This window comes from Ralstonia edaphi (assembly GCF_958350185.1).
Lineage (GTDB): Bacteria > Pseudomonadota > Gammaproteobacteria > Burkholderiales > Burkholderiaceae > Ralstonia > Ralstonia edaphi.
In genome coordinates this window covers 576,244-591,337 of sequence record NZ_CATWHI010000001.1, presented here as the reverse complement: position 1 = coordinate 591,337, position 15,094 = coordinate 576,244, and the positions used below count along the sequence as shown (strand labels likewise).

At 62.7% G+C, this 15,094-nt stretch carries 18 protein-coding genes; 10 read left to right on the top strand and 8 right to left on the bottom strand.

What is annotated here, in order from left to right; all coding sequences use genetic code 11:
• The first annotated feature begins 22 nt into the window (after window positions 1-22).
• The gene (locus tag R2669_RS02630) at window positions 23-997 is read left to right on the top strand and encodes a helix-turn-helix domain-containing GNAT family N-acetyltransferase (RefSeq protein WP_316898388.1); all 975 of its coding nucleotides are present in this window, start codon (window positions 23-25) and stop codon (window positions 995-997) included.
• A 35-nt stretch (window positions 998-1,032) separates the two neighbouring features.
• A complete protein-coding gene (locus R2669_RS02625) occupies window positions 1,033-1,842 on the top strand; it encodes an arylamine N-acetyltransferase family protein (RefSeq protein ID WP_316898386.1) in 810 nt (269 codons plus the stop codon).
• Between the two features lie 39 nt (window positions 1,843-1,881).
• Here R2669_RS02625 and R2669_RS02620 read toward each other — a convergent pair whose 3' ends face one another.
• From R2669_RS02620 to R2669_RS02610, 3 genes are all read right to left on the bottom strand, one after another.
• On the bottom strand, window positions 1,882-2,781 hold the full coding sequence (locus R2669_RS02620; protein ID WP_316898384.1) for an alpha/beta fold hydrolase: 900 nt from the start codon (window positions 2,779-2,781) through the stop codon (window positions 1,882-1,884).
• Between the two features lie 275 nt (window positions 2,782-3,056).
• Window positions 3,057-3,335: a hypothetical protein gene (locus tag R2669_RS02615; protein WP_316898382.1), complete on the bottom strand. Its 279-nt coding sequence runs from the start codon at window positions 3,333-3,335 to the stop codon at window positions 3,057-3,059.
• Window positions 3,336-4,171: 836 nt separating this feature from the next.
• On the bottom strand, window positions 4,172-4,498 hold the full coding sequence (locus R2669_RS02610) for a hypothetical protein (RefSeq protein WP_316898381.1): 327 nt from the start codon (window positions 4,496-4,498) through the stop codon (window positions 4,172-4,174).
• A 167-nt stretch (window positions 4,499-4,665) separates the two neighbouring features.
• On the opposite strand from R2669_RS02610, the gene R2669_RS02605 reads away from it, so the two are divergent.
• Window positions 4,666-5,073 carry a hypothetical protein gene (locus R2669_RS02605; RefSeq protein ID WP_316898379.1) on the top strand — a complete coding sequence of 136 codons (408 nt, stop codon included), beginning with the start codon at window positions 4,666-4,668 and terminating at the stop codon, window positions 5,071-5,073.
• Between the two features lie 67 nt (window positions 5,074-5,140).
• On the opposite strand, the gene R2669_RS02600 is transcribed toward R2669_RS02605, so the two are convergent.
• From R2669_RS02600 to R2669_RS02590, 3 genes are all read right to left on the bottom strand, one after another.
• Entirely contained in the window at window positions 5,141-5,461 is a 321-nt protein-coding gene (locus R2669_RS02600; protein WP_316898377.1) for a hypothetical protein, read from the bottom strand.
• A gap of 99 nt (window positions 5,462-5,560) precedes the next feature.
• A complete protein-coding gene (locus tag R2669_RS02595; protein ID WP_488281389.1) occupies window positions 5,561-7,147 on the bottom strand; it encodes a methyl-accepting chemotaxis protein in 1,587 nt (528 codons plus the stop codon).
• Window positions 7,148-7,625: 478 nt separating this feature from the next.
• The gene (locus tag R2669_RS02590) at window positions 7,626-8,546 is read right to left on the bottom strand and encodes a LysR family transcriptional regulator (RefSeq protein WP_316898375.1); all 921 of its coding nucleotides are present in this window, start codon (window positions 8,544-8,546) and stop codon (window positions 7,626-7,628) included.
• A gap of 81 nt (window positions 8,547-8,627) precedes the next feature.
• Between R2669_RS02590 and R2669_RS02585 the strand changes: the two genes are divergently transcribed.
• The 6 genes from R2669_RS02585 to aroQ are packed head-to-tail and all read left to right on the top strand — an operon-like array spanning window position 8,628 to window position 12,954.
• Window positions 8,628-9,578, top strand: a complete 951-nt coding sequence (locus R2669_RS02585) for a ketopantoate reductase family protein (RefSeq protein WP_316898373.1) — start codon at window positions 8,628-8,630, stop codon at window positions 9,576-9,578.
• A complete protein-coding gene (locus tag R2669_RS02580; RefSeq protein WP_316898372.1) occupies window positions 9,575-9,967 on the top strand; it encodes a VOC family protein in 393 nt (130 codons plus the stop codon). The genes R2669_RS02585 and R2669_RS02580 overlap by 4 nt, the downstream gene beginning before the upstream one ends.
• 8 nt (window positions 9,968-9,975) lie before the next feature.
• Window positions 9,976-10,434 carry a MaoC family dehydratase gene (locus R2669_RS02575; RefSeq protein WP_316898371.1) on the top strand — a complete coding sequence of 153 codons (459 nt, stop codon included), beginning with the start codon at window positions 9,976-9,978 and terminating at the stop codon, window positions 10,432-10,434.
• Window positions 10,434-11,660, top strand: a complete 1,227-nt coding sequence (locus tag R2669_RS02570; protein ID WP_316898370.1) for a CaiB/BaiF CoA transferase family protein — start codon at window positions 10,434-10,436, stop codon at window positions 11,658-11,660. Before R2669_RS02575 ends, R2669_RS02570 begins: the two co-directional genes overlap by 1 nt.
• On the top strand, window positions 11,653-12,486 hold the full coding sequence (gene aroE / locus R2669_RS02565; RefSeq protein WP_316899051.1) for a shikimate dehydrogenase: 834 nt from the start codon (window positions 11,653-11,655) through the stop codon (window positions 12,484-12,486). Before R2669_RS02570 ends, aroE begins: the two co-directional genes overlap by 8 nt.
• Window positions 12,487-12,510: 24 nt before the next feature.
• Complete coding sequence (gene aroQ, locus R2669_RS02560; RefSeq protein WP_316898369.1) at window positions 12,511-12,954, top strand: type II 3-dehydroquinate dehydratase; 444 nt, start codon at window positions 12,511-12,513, stop codon at window positions 12,952-12,954.
• 12 nt (window positions 12,955-12,966) lie between these two features.
• Here the strand turns inward: aroQ and R2669_RS02555 are convergent, their stop codons facing one another.
• Both R2669_RS02555 and R2669_RS02550 read right to left on the bottom strand, forming a co-directional pair.
• Window positions 12,967-13,536: a YdeI/OmpD-associated family protein gene (locus R2669_RS02555; RefSeq protein ID WP_316899049.1), complete on the bottom strand. Its 570-nt coding sequence runs from the start codon at window positions 13,534-13,536 to the stop codon at window positions 12,967-12,969.
• Window positions 13,537-13,552: 16 nt separating this feature from the next.
• Complete coding sequence (locus tag R2669_RS02550) at window positions 13,553-13,978, bottom strand: lipocalin-like domain-containing protein (RefSeq protein ID WP_316898367.1); 426 nt, start codon at window positions 13,976-13,978, stop codon at window positions 13,553-13,555.
• Between the two features lie 188 nt (window positions 13,979-14,166).
• Between R2669_RS02550 and R2669_RS02545 the strand changes: the two genes are divergently transcribed.
• Window positions 14,167-15,090 (top strand): recombination-associated protein RdgC, encoded by a 924-nt coding sequence (locus R2669_RS02545; protein ID WP_316898365.1) that lies wholly within the window; start codon window positions 14,167-14,169, stop codon window positions 15,088-15,090.
• The last annotated feature ends 4 nt before the right edge of the window (window positions 15,091-15,094 follow it).

The following is a 15,094-nucleotide window of genomic DNA, read 5'->3' as shown; positions in this document are numbered from 1 at the left end:
GAAACAACTATCTGAGGCCGGCATGGACATCATTGAAGCGCCCGCGCAATCGCGCGAACAGACCATCCGCGAGCTGCGAGAGGTGTCCCGCAAGCTCGTCCGCGAACTCGGCTTCATGCGCAACACGCTGGCCGAGAGCGACCTGCCGCCCTCCGCCGTACACGCGATTCTGGAGATTGCCGGTGCGCCCGGCATCCAGGCGCGCGACCTGGCCGAACGCCTGCGGCTGGACAAATCGAGCACCAGCCGCCAAGTCACGCGGCTCGAATCTGCCGGGCTGGTCGAACGTCGCACGCGCGCCGACGATGCCCGATCTTCCGAACTGCACCTGACCAAGAGCGGCCAGCAGGTGCGCCGCAAGATCGACGCATTTGCCTCCGAGCAGGTTTCCAACGCGCTGCGCCACCTGACCCCGGCAGATCAGCAACGACTGGTTGCATCGCTGTCGCAATACGTCAGCGCGCTGGCCGATGACAACGACCACAAGCCCGCGCAAGCCCCCGCCGATGCCGGCCCCCAGATCGTGCAAGGCTACGTGCCCGGCTGCATTGGCGACATCGCCAGCCTGCACGGCCGCTTCTACGCGCAGCACTGGGGCTTTGGCGTGTTCTTCGAGCGCCGCGTTGCCAAGGAACTCGCCGACTTTGCGCAATCCTTGCCCGACCCCGACAAGGCACTCTGGTTGTGTGTGGAGAATGGCCGCTGCCTCGCATCGCTGGCCATCGACGGAAATCCGCACTATCGTGCTGCACACCTGCGCTGGTTCATCGTGGATGATTCACTGCGCGGCACGGGCATTGGTCGCAAGCTCATGTCGCAAGCCATGCGCTTTGTCGACGAGCGCTTTGACGAGACCTATCTCAACACCTTCAAGGGCCTGGATGCCGCCCGCCACCTCTACGAATCGTTCGGCTTTGAACTCACGCAAGAAGAAGCCGGCACGCAGTGGGGCAGCACCGTAACCGAACAACAATTCCGCCGCCGCAAACCGGGCTGACCTTGCGTCGCCCCTGGCGCACAAGGAGACCGTACGTGACATCGCAACTCAATCTGGATGCCTATTTCAACCGCATCCAGTGGGGCGGCAGCACCACCCCAAGCTACGACACGCTCGCGCAGTTGCTGCACGCACACATGCGGCACATCCCGTTTGAAAACCTCGACGTGCTGCTCGGGCGCGGCATCCGCATCGACCTGGAAAGCTTGCAGAACAAGCTCGTTCACGCACGCCGCGGCGGCTACTGCTTCGAGCACGCCACCTTGTTTGCAGCGGTGTTGGAGCAGCTCGGCTTTCAGCCGACGCGCCACTCGTCGCGCGTCGTCCTGCTTGCCCCGCGCACCGAGGCGCCGCGCACCCACATGTTCCTGACCGTGCAGTTGCCCGAAGGCACCTTTGTCGTCGACCCCGGCTTTGGCTCGCTGGCCCCGCGTGTGCCTGTGCCGCTGGACGGCACGCAGGCCGATATCGACGGAGAACTGCACTGGATGGTGCGTGATGCAGACCGCTGGATACTCCGCGCCCAGGTGCGCAGCGACACGCCGGTCGACGCCTGGGTCACCACGATGGAGCAGGACTACCCGATCGATTTCGAAATGGCGAACCACTACACGAGCACGTATCCGAACTCGCCCTTCATGAACCGCATCCTCATGCGGTCGTTGACCGACGAAGGGCGCGTGACGGTCATGAATCGGGACGCCACGATCTGGCGCGGGAATACGCCGTACAGGTTCGAGCTGGAAGACCGCCGCGCGTTGCGAGGGCTGTTGGTTGAGTACTTTGGGATTGATTTGCCCGAGGTGGAGGGGATGCGGGTGCCGGGGGTGGAGGGGTGGAATTGAGGAGGACGGTTTGTAAGTCGCGCCGTCCGCCAGCCGATGTCAGGCCCGCTTCTGCAGGAACTTGCGAAGAACATCCGCAGTCCGTTCCGGCATTTCTTCAGGAAAAAAGTGGCCGCCATCAAGCGCATGACCTTCAACGTCACACGCGAAATTCCGCCAGATTTCTAACGGCCCGCCATCGTCTTGGTACCACTTTTCTATTCCACCATTTTTACTCCATACAGCGAGTAGCGGGCAGGTCACCTTTTTATTTGCAGCCATATCGGCAACATCATGCTCACGGTCGATCGTTGCGGCTGCTCGATATTCCTCACAAATTGCATGAACGCGCGCGGGATCGCGTAAAGCGTCAATATATGCATTTCGCACGTCTAGCGAGAATGCGTCAGACCGGCTTCCCCAATCGTTCAATGCATTATTAATGACCGCATCCGGCGCGGCGGAAATCAGCCGCTCTGGAAGCGGCGCGGGCTGAGATAGTAGGGACCATGGCCAGAAGGCCAATGCCAATTTGGCGTCAGCCTTGTTCCAGACGACTTCGGTCGGCAAGATATCGAGCACGGCAAGGTGGCGGACGCAAGCCGGGAAATCCAACGCCATCCGGTGTGCAACGCGGGCGCCTCGGTCATGACCGACGACCGAAAATTGCTCGTGGCCGAATCCGCGCATGAGTTCAACCATGTCTCTTGCTATTGCCCGTTTGCTATAGGGCGCGTGGTCTGGAGTCGAGGCCGGGTAACTGCTCTTTCCATATCCACGCAGGTCTGGGCAGAACACTTCATGCTGATCGGAGAGTCGTGACGCGATTTCCCTCCACATCAAATGTGTTTCAGGAAAGCCGTGAAGCAGAAGCAACGGTGGACCAGCGCCGAGTCTTTTGAGAAAGATCTCGGCTTCGCCTGTATTGACAGTGATGCCTGGGGCGCTATCGAACATCATGGTGCCTCATAGAGGACGATGTGCGATTCATTATGGACGATGGACTGCTCTTTGCCCGACGTGTACCACGGACCGCTTACGATAGATTCATGCAACCAATGCAAGTGATCTACGCTTTCTCGTAGCTGAAAAAAAGATAAAGAGCGGAATTGGATAGAGAAGAAAGAACAGCGCTCTATCAATCAGGTCCGTGCGGGCAATGATGAGTGTGCTTGCTGACGCGTCGACCGCTAGCGCCCCCGCCCGTCGCGGGTTCGCTTTGACTGCTGTTCTAGTTATTTCTTGCGATTCACTCGGTCCAGCACCTGCAGCACTTCCCACCGGTACAGGTCTACTGCCGCGCCATCCAACGCGGTCAGCATGAACGCCCCAATCGCGTCCATAAACCCGGCCTGGTATTCGAGGGCCTTGTTTCTGACGTGGAACTCGTAATGAAAGCGCAACGTATGGGGCTCGAACAGCCGGTGCACCTTCATGTTCATCCGCGTTTTTTGCAGATATTCCTTCGCGGCCAAGGCGCCCTGCGCATACAGGAGGTTGTCATCGACGTTCATCGCGCACCTCCGGACGGAGGACGTTGTGCGATGCAGGTGAAGTGCGAGTTTGCGGGGCGATGCCCGCGTGGGATGGGTACAGCTTGGGTCGGTTGATCCATTGTCTTGCCCTCTGGTTAAGTGAGGAGCCACCCACCTGGGAGGGTGGGCGGGCACACGACAAGGTCTGCAATACCGATCAAGTTCACCACAACCGGCAGGGCCGAGGCCCTCCCTGCCGGGCCCGCCCATAGGGACGAACGACGGCACGCGAGGGCTATAACGGCACTCACGGGTGAACTTGAATTCGGGATTGCAGTCCCGGCTGCGCTTGGTTTGCGCGAGCGGGACAGAGTTTAGGGGCGGCAAGCAGCGGCGGCAAGTTGCGGTTTGTCTCGGGGCCAAATCAGAACGTATTCGTGGAGTCCAGAACGCCGTGCGCCGGGTTCGGAACTCGAATCGCCGAGTTCCGAACCTCAAATGCCGAGCAAAAAGCCTGACACGCCGGGTTCCGAGCCTCAGCCATCGAGTCCAGAACACCAACGGCCGAGTTCAGAACCTCAACGGTCGAGTTCAGAACCTCAACGGTCGAGTTCAGAACCTCAATCGCGGAGTTCAGACCTTCGACCGTGCTCAAAAAAGCAGCATGTGTTGCTGAAAAAAGCAGCAAGCGAGAGGCAAAAAGGGTCACGCGTCGGGTTCAGAACCCCATGCGCGGCGTTCGGAACCCCGTGTGTCGAGGTCAAAGGTCCGATTCATTGCTGCAAAAAGCAGCAGCGGCGGGGCAAAAAGCCTCGCGGTCGGGTCTTGGAGGGCGGCAAGCGGGGGTTGAGTGGCGGCAGTCGGAGGATTAACCCTCAAGCGCCGAGCTTGAGGCTCCGAATCCGTTCCGCCTGCCATGCCGCCAACGCAGTGCTCGCGTCGGCTTCTTCCTCCTTGGTCGCCTTCCGGGTTCTATACGGCGACGAACTGGCCGACAAAATCGGCGCGGAATTGTGTATGTCCTCAGCCAGCCAGCTCAAATAACCCCGACCTTCATCGCGATATTTTCGAGCTTCCGCCGTGGTGAGCCGAATCATGAAGCTGTAGCCAAAAGCGCCATGGTTGCAGTTGGCATCCAGATACAGTTCGCCGTCCGCTTCAAATAAAAACCAGCTCTGCGGTTCGTGGTCCAGCACCTGCATCAACGCCTCCGAGCGCGTAGTTGATTGTGTGAGTGGTTGCGAGCGATTGCTCGACATGCGATGGCGCATGGGCGGGCTTCGCACATGCGATCGCACTTTCGCATGATCGTGCCGGACGCTGCAATCGGCCGCCTAGCATGCAGGCGTTATTGACCATTGCTGCCGCCATGCCGATTCCATCGAAGATCAGCGGACCGAGCGTCCAGACACACATCAGCCCCAACGACGCGCCCGGCTCGTCGCCGGTAAAGCCGTCGCTCCCTCAGGCCCCCCAGCGCACCGCGCGTACGTCGCAAGGGGAGCTGGGCGCGCTGTCTGCGCGCGGTACGAAGCGCCCACGCGAGTCGAGCGGTGATGCTGCACAGCCGCAAGCCAAGCAACGCCGGGCGGATCTGCCCCGCTCGGAACTCCCGCGCACACACGGTGATGCCGACTCGCGCATGGAGCGCATCATGCAGATGCAGGCCGAAACCATGATCCGCAGCGCGGAGATGCAGAACGTGCTGAACCGCGCCAACGCGCAAGCCAAGCTGATGGAAGAGGGCGCCAAGGCCGCCAAGGATCTGATCAACTAGCGTCGGGGTTCCGGATGCGCGTGTCGATTCCGGTCACCGATTTGCAGGCAAGGCGCGCGTTGCCAATCTACGCCTGCCACACGGCATACCCTTCCTCGCGCAATCCGATCGCCAGTTCGACCTCCATCTCCCGCGCCGCCTCATAAGGCATCGGGTTGAAGCATTCGTACAGCTCGGGCATCAGGCGCAAGCCGTACTCGCGTACGAACCGATTCGATTTCAGCCCCGCCTTGTGCTTGTCAAAGCGCACGTCCGGCGACTGTCCTGTCATGCCGACATAGACGCAAGGTTTGCCGCCGAGGTAATCGGGATTGGCCTTCACGAAGCGCGCTTCGCTCAGCACTTGCCGCGACAGCTCGACGACATAAACGTGGTGGTGACGTGGCATGGGGAGCGCTTCACCAGCGGAGTGGCGAAGCAGAAAAGAAGCGGACGGTGGGCATGGATCGTAGCGCCACCGCGCTTCTTCTGCCACTGCGTGGCTGCATCAGGCCGCCGCAGCTGCTCCGTGCAACCGGAAGAACGCAACCGCGTGGCTCAGTTGCTGGCCCTGACCTTCCAATGACGTGGATGCGGCCGCTGCCTGTTCGACCAGCGCGGCGTTCTGCTGGGTCACTTCGTCCATCTGCGTAATCGCCAGGTTGATCTGCTCGATGCCACGGCTCTGCTCGACAGAGGCGGCGGCAATCTCGCCCATGATGTCGGTCACGCGGGCCACGGCCTGGGTGACTTCGGTCATGGTCTTGCCGGCGGTTTCCACCAGTGAGGAGCCGTCCTCGATCTTTTGCACCGAGGTGCTGATGAGTTCCTTGATCTCCTTGGCGGCGCTGGATGAGCGCTGCGCAAGGCTGCGGACTTCACTGGCCACCACGGCAAAGCCGCGGCCTTGTTCGCCGGCGCGAGCGGCTTCCACTGCGGCGTTGAGCGCGAGGATGTTCGTCTGGAACGCAATGCCTTCAATCAGGCCAATGATGTCGACCACCTTGGTCGAGCTGCTGCGGATGTCGCTCATGGTGTCGACCACGTTGCCGACCACGGCGCTGCCGCGTTGGGCGATCTCCGAGGCATCCGATGCGAGCACGCTGGCCTGCTGGGCATTGTCGGCGTTCTGCTTCACGGTGGAGGTCAGCTCTTCCATGCTGGAGGCCGTCTCTTGCAGAGACGAGGCCTGTTGCTCGGTGCGAGAAGAGAGGTCTTGATTGCCGGTGGCGATCTGGCCCACATCGCTGGCGATGCCGTGCGCAGCCTGGCGAACCTGGTCGATCAGCTTCACGAGGCTGGCCTGCATGTCCGACATGGAGGCGAGGATGCTGCCGCGCGGTGCCGTTGCGCCGCCGGGCACGGGGCCCAGGTCTCCGGAGGCCACGCGGCGCGTGATGTCGCTCAGGGCGTCGGGCTCGGCACCCAGGGCACGGGTCAGGCCGCGGGTGATGAGAATGCCGGCACCCAAGGCACCCAGCACAGTGGCAAGGCAGATGCCGATGAGCAGCGTGCGCTGGAAGGCGTAGCGCTCGGCAGACTGCTGCTCCATCTCGTGGGCGCGATCGCGGGCGTGTTCGCTGTAGGCATTGGTGGCCTTGATGAGCGCGGCCAGCAGCGGGCGGCACTGCTCGTTCATCATCGTGATCGATTCTTCGTGCTTGCCCGTAAGCGCGGCGTTGACAATGGCGAGCGCCACGGGGCCGTACTTCACCTCAACGCTGTCGATGTCAGCAACCAAGGCCCGTGCGCGGTCATCGGTGTCGCCGGCTTGCGCGGTCAGCTCCTTGAGTTTGCTCAGGCGGCTCTGCACGTCTTCATGCGCCTGCTTAACAGCGGCTTTTTCCAGATCGATGTCCGAAGGCTTGGTCACGAGCACGAGGTTGCGCGCCGCAATGGCGCGGCGGTCCACTGCCGTGCGCACGCGTTCGGACAGCAAGGCCCGGGCGTTGACGCCGTTCACGTACTTTGAAAAACGCGCGTTCGATTCGCTCAGCGCCTGGACCGCAAGCGCTGAGACCAGCAGCACCAGCGCCGCCAGAAAGCCAAATGCCAAGGTGAGCTTGGTGCGCACCGTCAAGTTGTTGATCCCCATTGTGGTTTCCCCGGTCGTTCGGCCTTCTGACTGCGCCGTTTGTTGATGGCAGGCCCCGATGGCACTGCTCGAAAATTGCAACGGCAAGGAAACTTGATACTGAAGCGACCAAGTGGGGGTAATCCTCTCCATGTGAGGAATTTTGAGAATTGGTGCAACCAGCGCGAGCGTCATGGACTGGCGCGATCTCAGTCCAGCACGAGGGCGAAATACCGTGGGGGCGCACGTTGCCTGAGCAGGTAGTTGCACAGGGCCCGGCGATGATTAGTCTTTTTGGAGGGGGGGCGATTGGTGGCCGCTTGAGCGGGGGAAGAACGGTTCTGCTGCCTCCATGGCGCAGCAACTTCGCAGGATGCTTTGACGTTTCGTGGCGGCGGCAGCACGCGGCAGCGCCGATCTAACAGGTGACGACGCTATGCGCCTGGGCAGGGTGGCGGATCGTTGTCGCTCTCCCGCATTATCGCGAGCGTGTATTGAGTTAGCGCGATCCACCAAAGAGCTGACTGACCACCCCGCGCAGCCAACGGTTGCCGGCTTCGTGGTGATACCGCGCATGCCAATGCTGCCGAACGGCAAAACCTTCCACCGGGAATGGGCACGCGCGAACCGCCAGATCATTGGCCTGTGCCAGGGTCTCGCCAATGTGGCGGGGTAGCGTGGTAATCAAGTCCGTCGTTTGCACAATCGCACCCAGCCCGAGGAACCCCGGTAGTTCCAGCACGACTTGGCGCTCGATGCGCTCTCTCGTCAGCGCCTGCTGAAGGAGCTGCGCCCCGGTGCCCGCGGTGACGGCGACGTGTCCCTCTGCGCAGTACTGCTTTACGCCAAACCGGGTGCGGATTCTGGGGTGATGGCGGTTGGCCAGGCATACCCAGTCCTGCTCATACAGTTGCTGCTGGTAGATGCCGCCGCTCAGCCAGGGCACGTAGCCGATTGCAAGGTCGGCCTCGCCGGATTCGAGCGTGCGTTCCGTATTGCCGTCAATTCGAGCAGCTTCCAGCCGGACACCGGGCGCCTGCGCCCGTACATGCGCCAGAAGACGCGGCAGCAGCGTGATGTGGCTCGCGTCCGTCATGCAGATGCGAAAGCGCCGCTGCGCTGTCGCCGGGTCGAATGCAATCTCCCACGCAGTAAAACGCCTCAACGATTCGAGGATTTCCCGGCACGGCCCGATCAGGGCGTCGGCCTGCGGTGTCGGCGCCATGCCGCCCGGTGTGCGGATGAAGAGCGGGTCTCGCACGTAGTCCCGCAGACGCCCGAGCCAGATGCTAATGGTCGGCTGGCTCTGCCCGAGCTGTTCGGCCACGCGGCTGACGTTGCGCACGTCGTAGAGCAGGTCGAAGAGTTGCAGCAGCTTCAGGTCGGGCAGATCGGCCAGCGACGCGGCACTATTGTCCATTGCAATAACGGTATTGGGATCATTGTATTGTCAGTATAAGTGCCGCCTCCTATCGTGCAGCCACACGACAAGGAGATGCCATTGAAGATTGCGATTCTGGGCGCCGGCGCACTGGGCTGCGCCATCGGTGCCGCGCTCACGGAAGGCGGACATGAAACCTGGCTGATCAGCCGTTCACCGCCGCACGTCAACGCCATGCGCGGCGAGGGCCTGCGGGTTGACGACGCGCAGGGCACGCGCCGCATCCCGGTGTTGGCAGCGACGCAGGCTGCGGAAGTTGGCGTAGCGGAATTGGTCATCGTGCTCGTCAAGTCCTTCCAGACCGATGCGGCCATGCGCGGCGCAGCTGCTCTGGTCGGGCCCGATACGCTGGTGCTGTCGTTGCAGAACGGCCTGGGGCATGAAGCGATCCTCGCCGACATCGTGGGCCGCGAACGGGTGCTGGCAGGCAAGACTTACGTTGGCGGCGTGTTGCGCGGCCCGGGGCACATTCAGTCCGGCGTGGTTGGCAAGGCAACGTACATCGGCGAACTCGACGGCCGCCTGACACAGCGCGTGCAGGCCATCGCAGACGCATTCAACGCAGCCGGGCTGGCGACCACCGTCAGCGACAACATCGTCGGCACGATGTGGGACAAGCTCCTGGTGAACGTCGCCACAGGGGCGCTGACCGGCATCACACGCCTGACCTACGGCCAGCTCTACGACGATGCGCTGCTCAAGGCCACCTCGCTTGCGGCGGTGGCCGAGGCGATTGCGGCGGCGCAGGCCGCAGGCGTGAAGTTATCGATGACCGATCCGGAGCAGGCCTGGACGCTTGCCGCCGAGGGCCTTCCCGCGGCGTTCAAGACATCGATGCTGCAAAGCCTGGAGAAAGGGTCGATCACCGAGATCGATTTCATCAACGGTTCGGTCGTGCGCTATGGGCAGCAGTACGGCGTGCCGACACCGGTCAATGCCACGCTGGTCGCTTGCATCAAGGGCATCGAGCGCGCGATGGCTGACCGCCAACGCGAGGAGACCGCCGCATGAGCGCCCCCAAGGCCTATCTGGAACATGTTGCCATCTGGGTGAAAGACATCCACTGGCACATCCGATTCTTCGAAGACGTGCTGGGCATGACCTTGCGCGAGATCGACGGCACGCGAGAAACGCCCCGGCAGTACTGGACCCTCGGCGGTCTGCAGTTCATCCACGCCCCGGAGTTTGAAGGCCCCGAAGGACGGCTGGCTCACCTCGGCGTGATGTGCGAAGACCTGGAAGCGGCGCTGGCCCTGGCACAGGGTTTCGGCGTGACCGAAATGCCGCAGGGCCGCAACTGGTTGCGCTTGCCGGACGGTCTGGCGGTCGAACTCATCCAGGCCAAGCCGGCGTCTTGCGTGGCGCAGGCGCTGGCCATCAACCCACGCGCACAGGCATGAACATGACCATGACGATCGTCGAAAAATATTGGGATGACGCCCGCGAGGGCGACACGTGTGTGAGCCCCAGTTACACCGTCACGAAGGAACGCATCCTCGCTTACGCAGACCTCACCGGTGACCACACGCCCGTGCACGTGGATGAAGCCTATGCCAATGCCAGCCACTTCGGCTGCATCGTCGCGCATGGCCTGTTTGGGCTGTCGATTGCCGACGGCCTGAAAACGCAGAGCGACTACCGCTTCCTGCCCGGCATGTCGCTCGGCTGGACCTGGGATTTCCTGCTGCCGATCAAGGTGAACGACGTGCTGTACGTGAAATTCCGCGTCGGGGAGATGCGGGCAAGCAAGAGCCGTCCGGGCTGGGGCATCGTCGTGCTGCCATCGGAGCTGATCAACCAGGAAGGTCAGGTGGTCCAACGCGGCGAGCATCGCCTGATGGTGCCGCGCCGGCCGGGAGCGTTCTGATGCAGGCCCGTCCTTTGGAAGGTATTCGCGTTGTCGACTACAGCCACTTTCTTGCTGGCCCCTACGTTGGCCGATGCCTGGCTGCACTCGGCGCCGAGGTGATCAAGGTCGAGCGCCCCGGCACCGGCGACGCCGGCCGCCAGCACGCCACCGTGCTCGACGACGAGCAAAGCGGCTATTTCTTGCAGCTCAACATGGGCAAGCGCGGCGTGAGCGTCAACATGAAGGATCCGCGCGGCAAGGCATTCATGCAGCGGCTGTGCGATTCGGCAGACGTGTTCATCGAGAACTACCGGCCCGGCGCGCTGGACAAGCTCGGGCTGGGCTATGCCGAGCTGTCGACGCGCAATCCGGGCCTCGTCTATTGCTCGATCTCGGCCTACGGACATACCGGGCCAGACGCGCATCGCGCCGGTTTCGGGCTGATTGCCGAAGCCAAGAGCGGCATCATGCAGATGGTTGGCACGCCGGGTGAACGGCCGCCGCTGTTGCGCATCTCGCTCGGTGATATGTACACGGGCATCCACGCCGTTGCCGCCATCAACGCGGCCTTGCTGGGGCGCGTGAAGAGCCAGCGCGGACAGCACATCGACATGGCGCTGTACGACACGCTGGTGTCGATGCATGAATACGCGGTGCAGTGCTACACCCTGCAGGGCGTGCTGCCCGAGCAGACCGGCCATGACATGCCGACCTCGACGCTCTACGGCGTGTTCCGCGCGGCGGACGGTGACCTCGTGATCGCCGCGCAGGTGGACGACGCGTGGAAGCGCTTTGCCGCGCTGGTCGAAGCGCATGGCGGCCCGGCGGGCTTCGGCGCCGACACGCGGTTTCATGCGGGCACCGGGCGCAACGCGCACCGCGCCAAAATCCTTTCTGTGGTGGAGCCCTGGGTGGCAGCGCGTTCGGTGGCATCGGTGCTGGAACTGCTGGATGGCATCGATGTGCCGTGCGCCAAGGTGCAGCGCATCGACGAGGTGCTGACCGATCCGCAAATTCAGGCGCGCGGGATGGTGGTCGAGCAACAGCATCCGCGCTACGGCACGTTGCGCCTGCCCAACCTGCCGTTCAAGTTCTCCGACTGCGATACCACCGTGCGCGACGTGGCCCCCGACCTGGGCCAGCACAACGCCGAAGTGGCGCGCGCCCTGGGTTTCAGCCCAGACGAGATCCGTGCGATGCAGGCCGAAGGCGTTCTCTATTCGAAGCGAGTCAATGATGACTGACCACTATGCGGTGATCGGCAACCCGATCTCACACACCAAGTCGCCGCTCATTCACGGCCTTTTTGCGCAAGAGGCGCGGCAGGACATGCAATACACGGCCATCGAGGGCCCGGTTGAGCCGGATACCGCGTTTGCCGATGTTGTGCGCAAGTTTGCCGCGGGCGGTGGCAAAGGCATGAACGTGACGGCGCCGTTCAAGCTCAAGGCGTTTGCGATGGCCGATGAGCGCAGTGAGCGCGCAGCGTTGTCCGGTGCTGTCAACGCAATGAAGTTTGAAGGCGGCCGCATCCTCGCCGACAACTTCGACGGCATTGGGCTCGTTCGCGACATCGAGATCAACCTGGGGCTGCCGATGGCAGGCAAGCGCGTGCTGATGCTCGGGGCGGGCGGTGCGGCGCGCGGGGCTCTGCTGCCGTTCCTGGAGGCCAAGCCGGCAGAGTTGGTGATCGCAAACCGCGATGTCGCAAAAGCGCAGGCGCTGGCCGCGCAGGTCGCCGGGCGCGGCGCGGTCGTCGCCTGCGGATATGCCGACCTGGAGGCAATGGGCCGCTTCGATCTGGTGGTCAATGCCACCTCGGCCAGTCTCACGGGGGATCTGCCGCCCGTTCCGCCGAGCATCTTTCGCCCCGACGGGATGGCCTATGAACTGGCGTATGGCAAGCGCCTGACGCCGTTCCTGCGGCTTGCCCGCAACGCGGGTGTGCGCAATCTCGCCGACGGTGTCGGCATGCTGGTCGAACAGGCCGCCGAGGCGTTTGCGTGGTGGCGCGGCGTGCGTCCGGACACGCGCCCGGTGATCGATCGGCTGACCGTCCCGCTTGATTGACGTGACTCGACCACGGAGGCCCGAATGAAGCGCGTCCTGATGCTGCACGGCATCAATCACAACATGTTCGGCAAGCGCGACCCCATGCAGTACGGAACGATCACGCTGGCCGAGATCGACGCAAGGTTGCAGGCGTTGGGCGCCGAACTTGGCGTGCAGGTGGAGTCGTTCCAGACGAACAGCGAAGGGGCGATGTGCGAGCGCATTCACCGGGCGTTCGAAGACGGCCAGGACGCCGTGCTGATCAACGCCGGCGCGTGGACGCATTACAGCTACGGCATTCGCGATGCGCTGGCGATCCTGACCTGTCCGGTCGTGGAATTGCATATGTCCAATATCCACGCACGCGAGCCGTTCCGGCATCACTCCGTGTTTGCCGACATCGTGAGCGGGCAGATCTGCGGGTTTGGCGTACAGAGCTACCTTTTGGCGCTGCGCGCGGCGGTCTCGGCAATCGATCAGGCTTAGCCTCGGCGAAGGCTATGGATGAAGCGTCTCCCCTTTGTTAAGCATATCGACGAATTGAGCGATCTTTTTTGCGCGCGTTTCGGCCTTTTTCACGTTCTGGATCCTGAACAGAATCGCGTACCGGTTCTGGCCATTTAGCGTGGCGAAGAATCGCTTGGCCTTCGGGTTGGCGTCGAGAGCCTGCTGCAGATCATCGGGCACCGTGGATGTACTGGGAGACGAATAGGCCGCCTCCCAGCGGCCGTCCTGCTTGGCCAGATCGATGGCGCGAAGGCCAGCGGGGCGCATTCTCCCGGCGGCAATCAACGCTTCGGCCTTGGCGGTGTTGATCTTTGACCAGATGCTCTTGGCGGTCCGGGGCGTGAACCGCTGCAGCCAGTAGTGCTCGTTCTCCGCCTGCTTTTGGCCGTCAATCCATCCGTAGCAAAGAGCGCTTTCAACGGCCTCTGCATAAGACACGGTGGATTGCTCGGCCGACCGCTTTGCGATGCGGAGCCAGACGCCGGCCGCTGCCTCTGCGTGGGTTTCCAGCCAGGCTTCCCAGGCTTCCTGGTTGGTGAAGGAAAGTGTTGGATCCGCCATTGGTTTGTCGCTAGCGTCATTCGCGCCTGAAGCCAAGAACACCTCTGCCCATTGCATTTTCGGACACCAGCGGATTCGGCATCCACGCCGTCCTCACTTCCAGCGTGTCTCCGTCCAGCGTATAGAACCGTTCCTGCTCCGTGCCGTTCCAGGCTTCATTCCAGCAAGCGTCGACCTTCGTGATGAAGCGATCGCCCTCGACGCGATACCGCCCGGTGTAAGCCACGATCGTGCGGAACAGCGCCAACAGTTTTTCGTCTGTATTTCCCGGCTCGCGCACCTTTGCGGTGAGGAGCACCATCATGCGCCCGTCAGCGCCGAAGACCAATGAACCCTTGGGCTCCGCACCCCAGGGCTGCGAGCGCTCCTTTGTGTCTTGAAGCTCGGTCTCGAAAGAGACCAGCCGCCAACTGCCGTGCAGCTTTGTGTCGTGTTCAGGCATATCGTGTCCTGTCGTCGTCCGTTGAACAGCTCGCCCCGGGGTTGACTCGGGCTTTGCCAGCGTCGGGATTTGCATATTAGTAGCAGCGCCATCCGAACGCCTGCACGCGCCGCGCCGGACATCGGCTATCGACCATCGGGGGGAGGGGCGCGCCATCCTTTAGAATCGCGGACTTTGCCCGTACTCCCATGTGGTTCAAAAACCTTCAGCTTCATCGTCTGCCGGCGCCTTGGGCCGTGACCCCCGACCAGCTTGAAAAGTGGCTGGCACCCCACGCGTTTCAACCGGGCAACAGCGTAGAGAAACAGACCTCCGGCTGGGCTTCGCCGCGCGAGGATGGCGCGCTCGTGTATGCAAACAATGGGCAGATGCTGCTGACCTTTCGCGCTGAAAAGAAGCTGCTGCCGGCGTCCGTCATCAACCAGGTGACCAAGGCCCGGGCGTTGGAGCTGGAAGAACAGCAGGGTTTCAAGCCCGGCCGAAAGCAACTGCGCGAACTCAAGGAGCAGGTGACCGACGAACTGCTGCCGCGCGCCTTCAGCATTCGGCGCGATACGCGGGTGTGGATCGACACGGCAAACGGCTGGCTCGTGATCGATGCGGCTTCGCAGGCGGTTGCCGACGACGTGCGCGGCCTGCTCGTGAAGTCGATCGATCAACTGCCGCTCACCAATGTGCACGTGGCGCATTCGCCGGTGGCCGCAATGACGGAGTGGCTGCTGTCCGGCGAGGCGCCTGGCGGCTTTACCGTCGACCAGGACGCCGAGTTGCGCTCGACGGGCGAGGGCGGCGCCACGGTGCGATACGTCGGCCATGCGCTGGAAGCAGAAGACATGCGCCGTCACATCGAAGCCGGCAAGCAGTGCATGCGGCTCGCCATGACGTGGGACGACCGCGTCTCCTTCGTGCTGACGCCGTCGCTCCTCATCAAGCGTGTGACGCCGCTCGACGTGATCAAGGAAGCCGAAGACCCCACCGCGCAGAACGACGACGAACGTTTCGACTCCGATGTCGCGCTGATGACGGGCGAGCTGGCGCGGATGCTCTCCGACCTGGTCGAAAGCCTGGGCGGTGATCAGCTCGACGCCGTGCAACAGGCCAAGGCGGCCTGAGCTT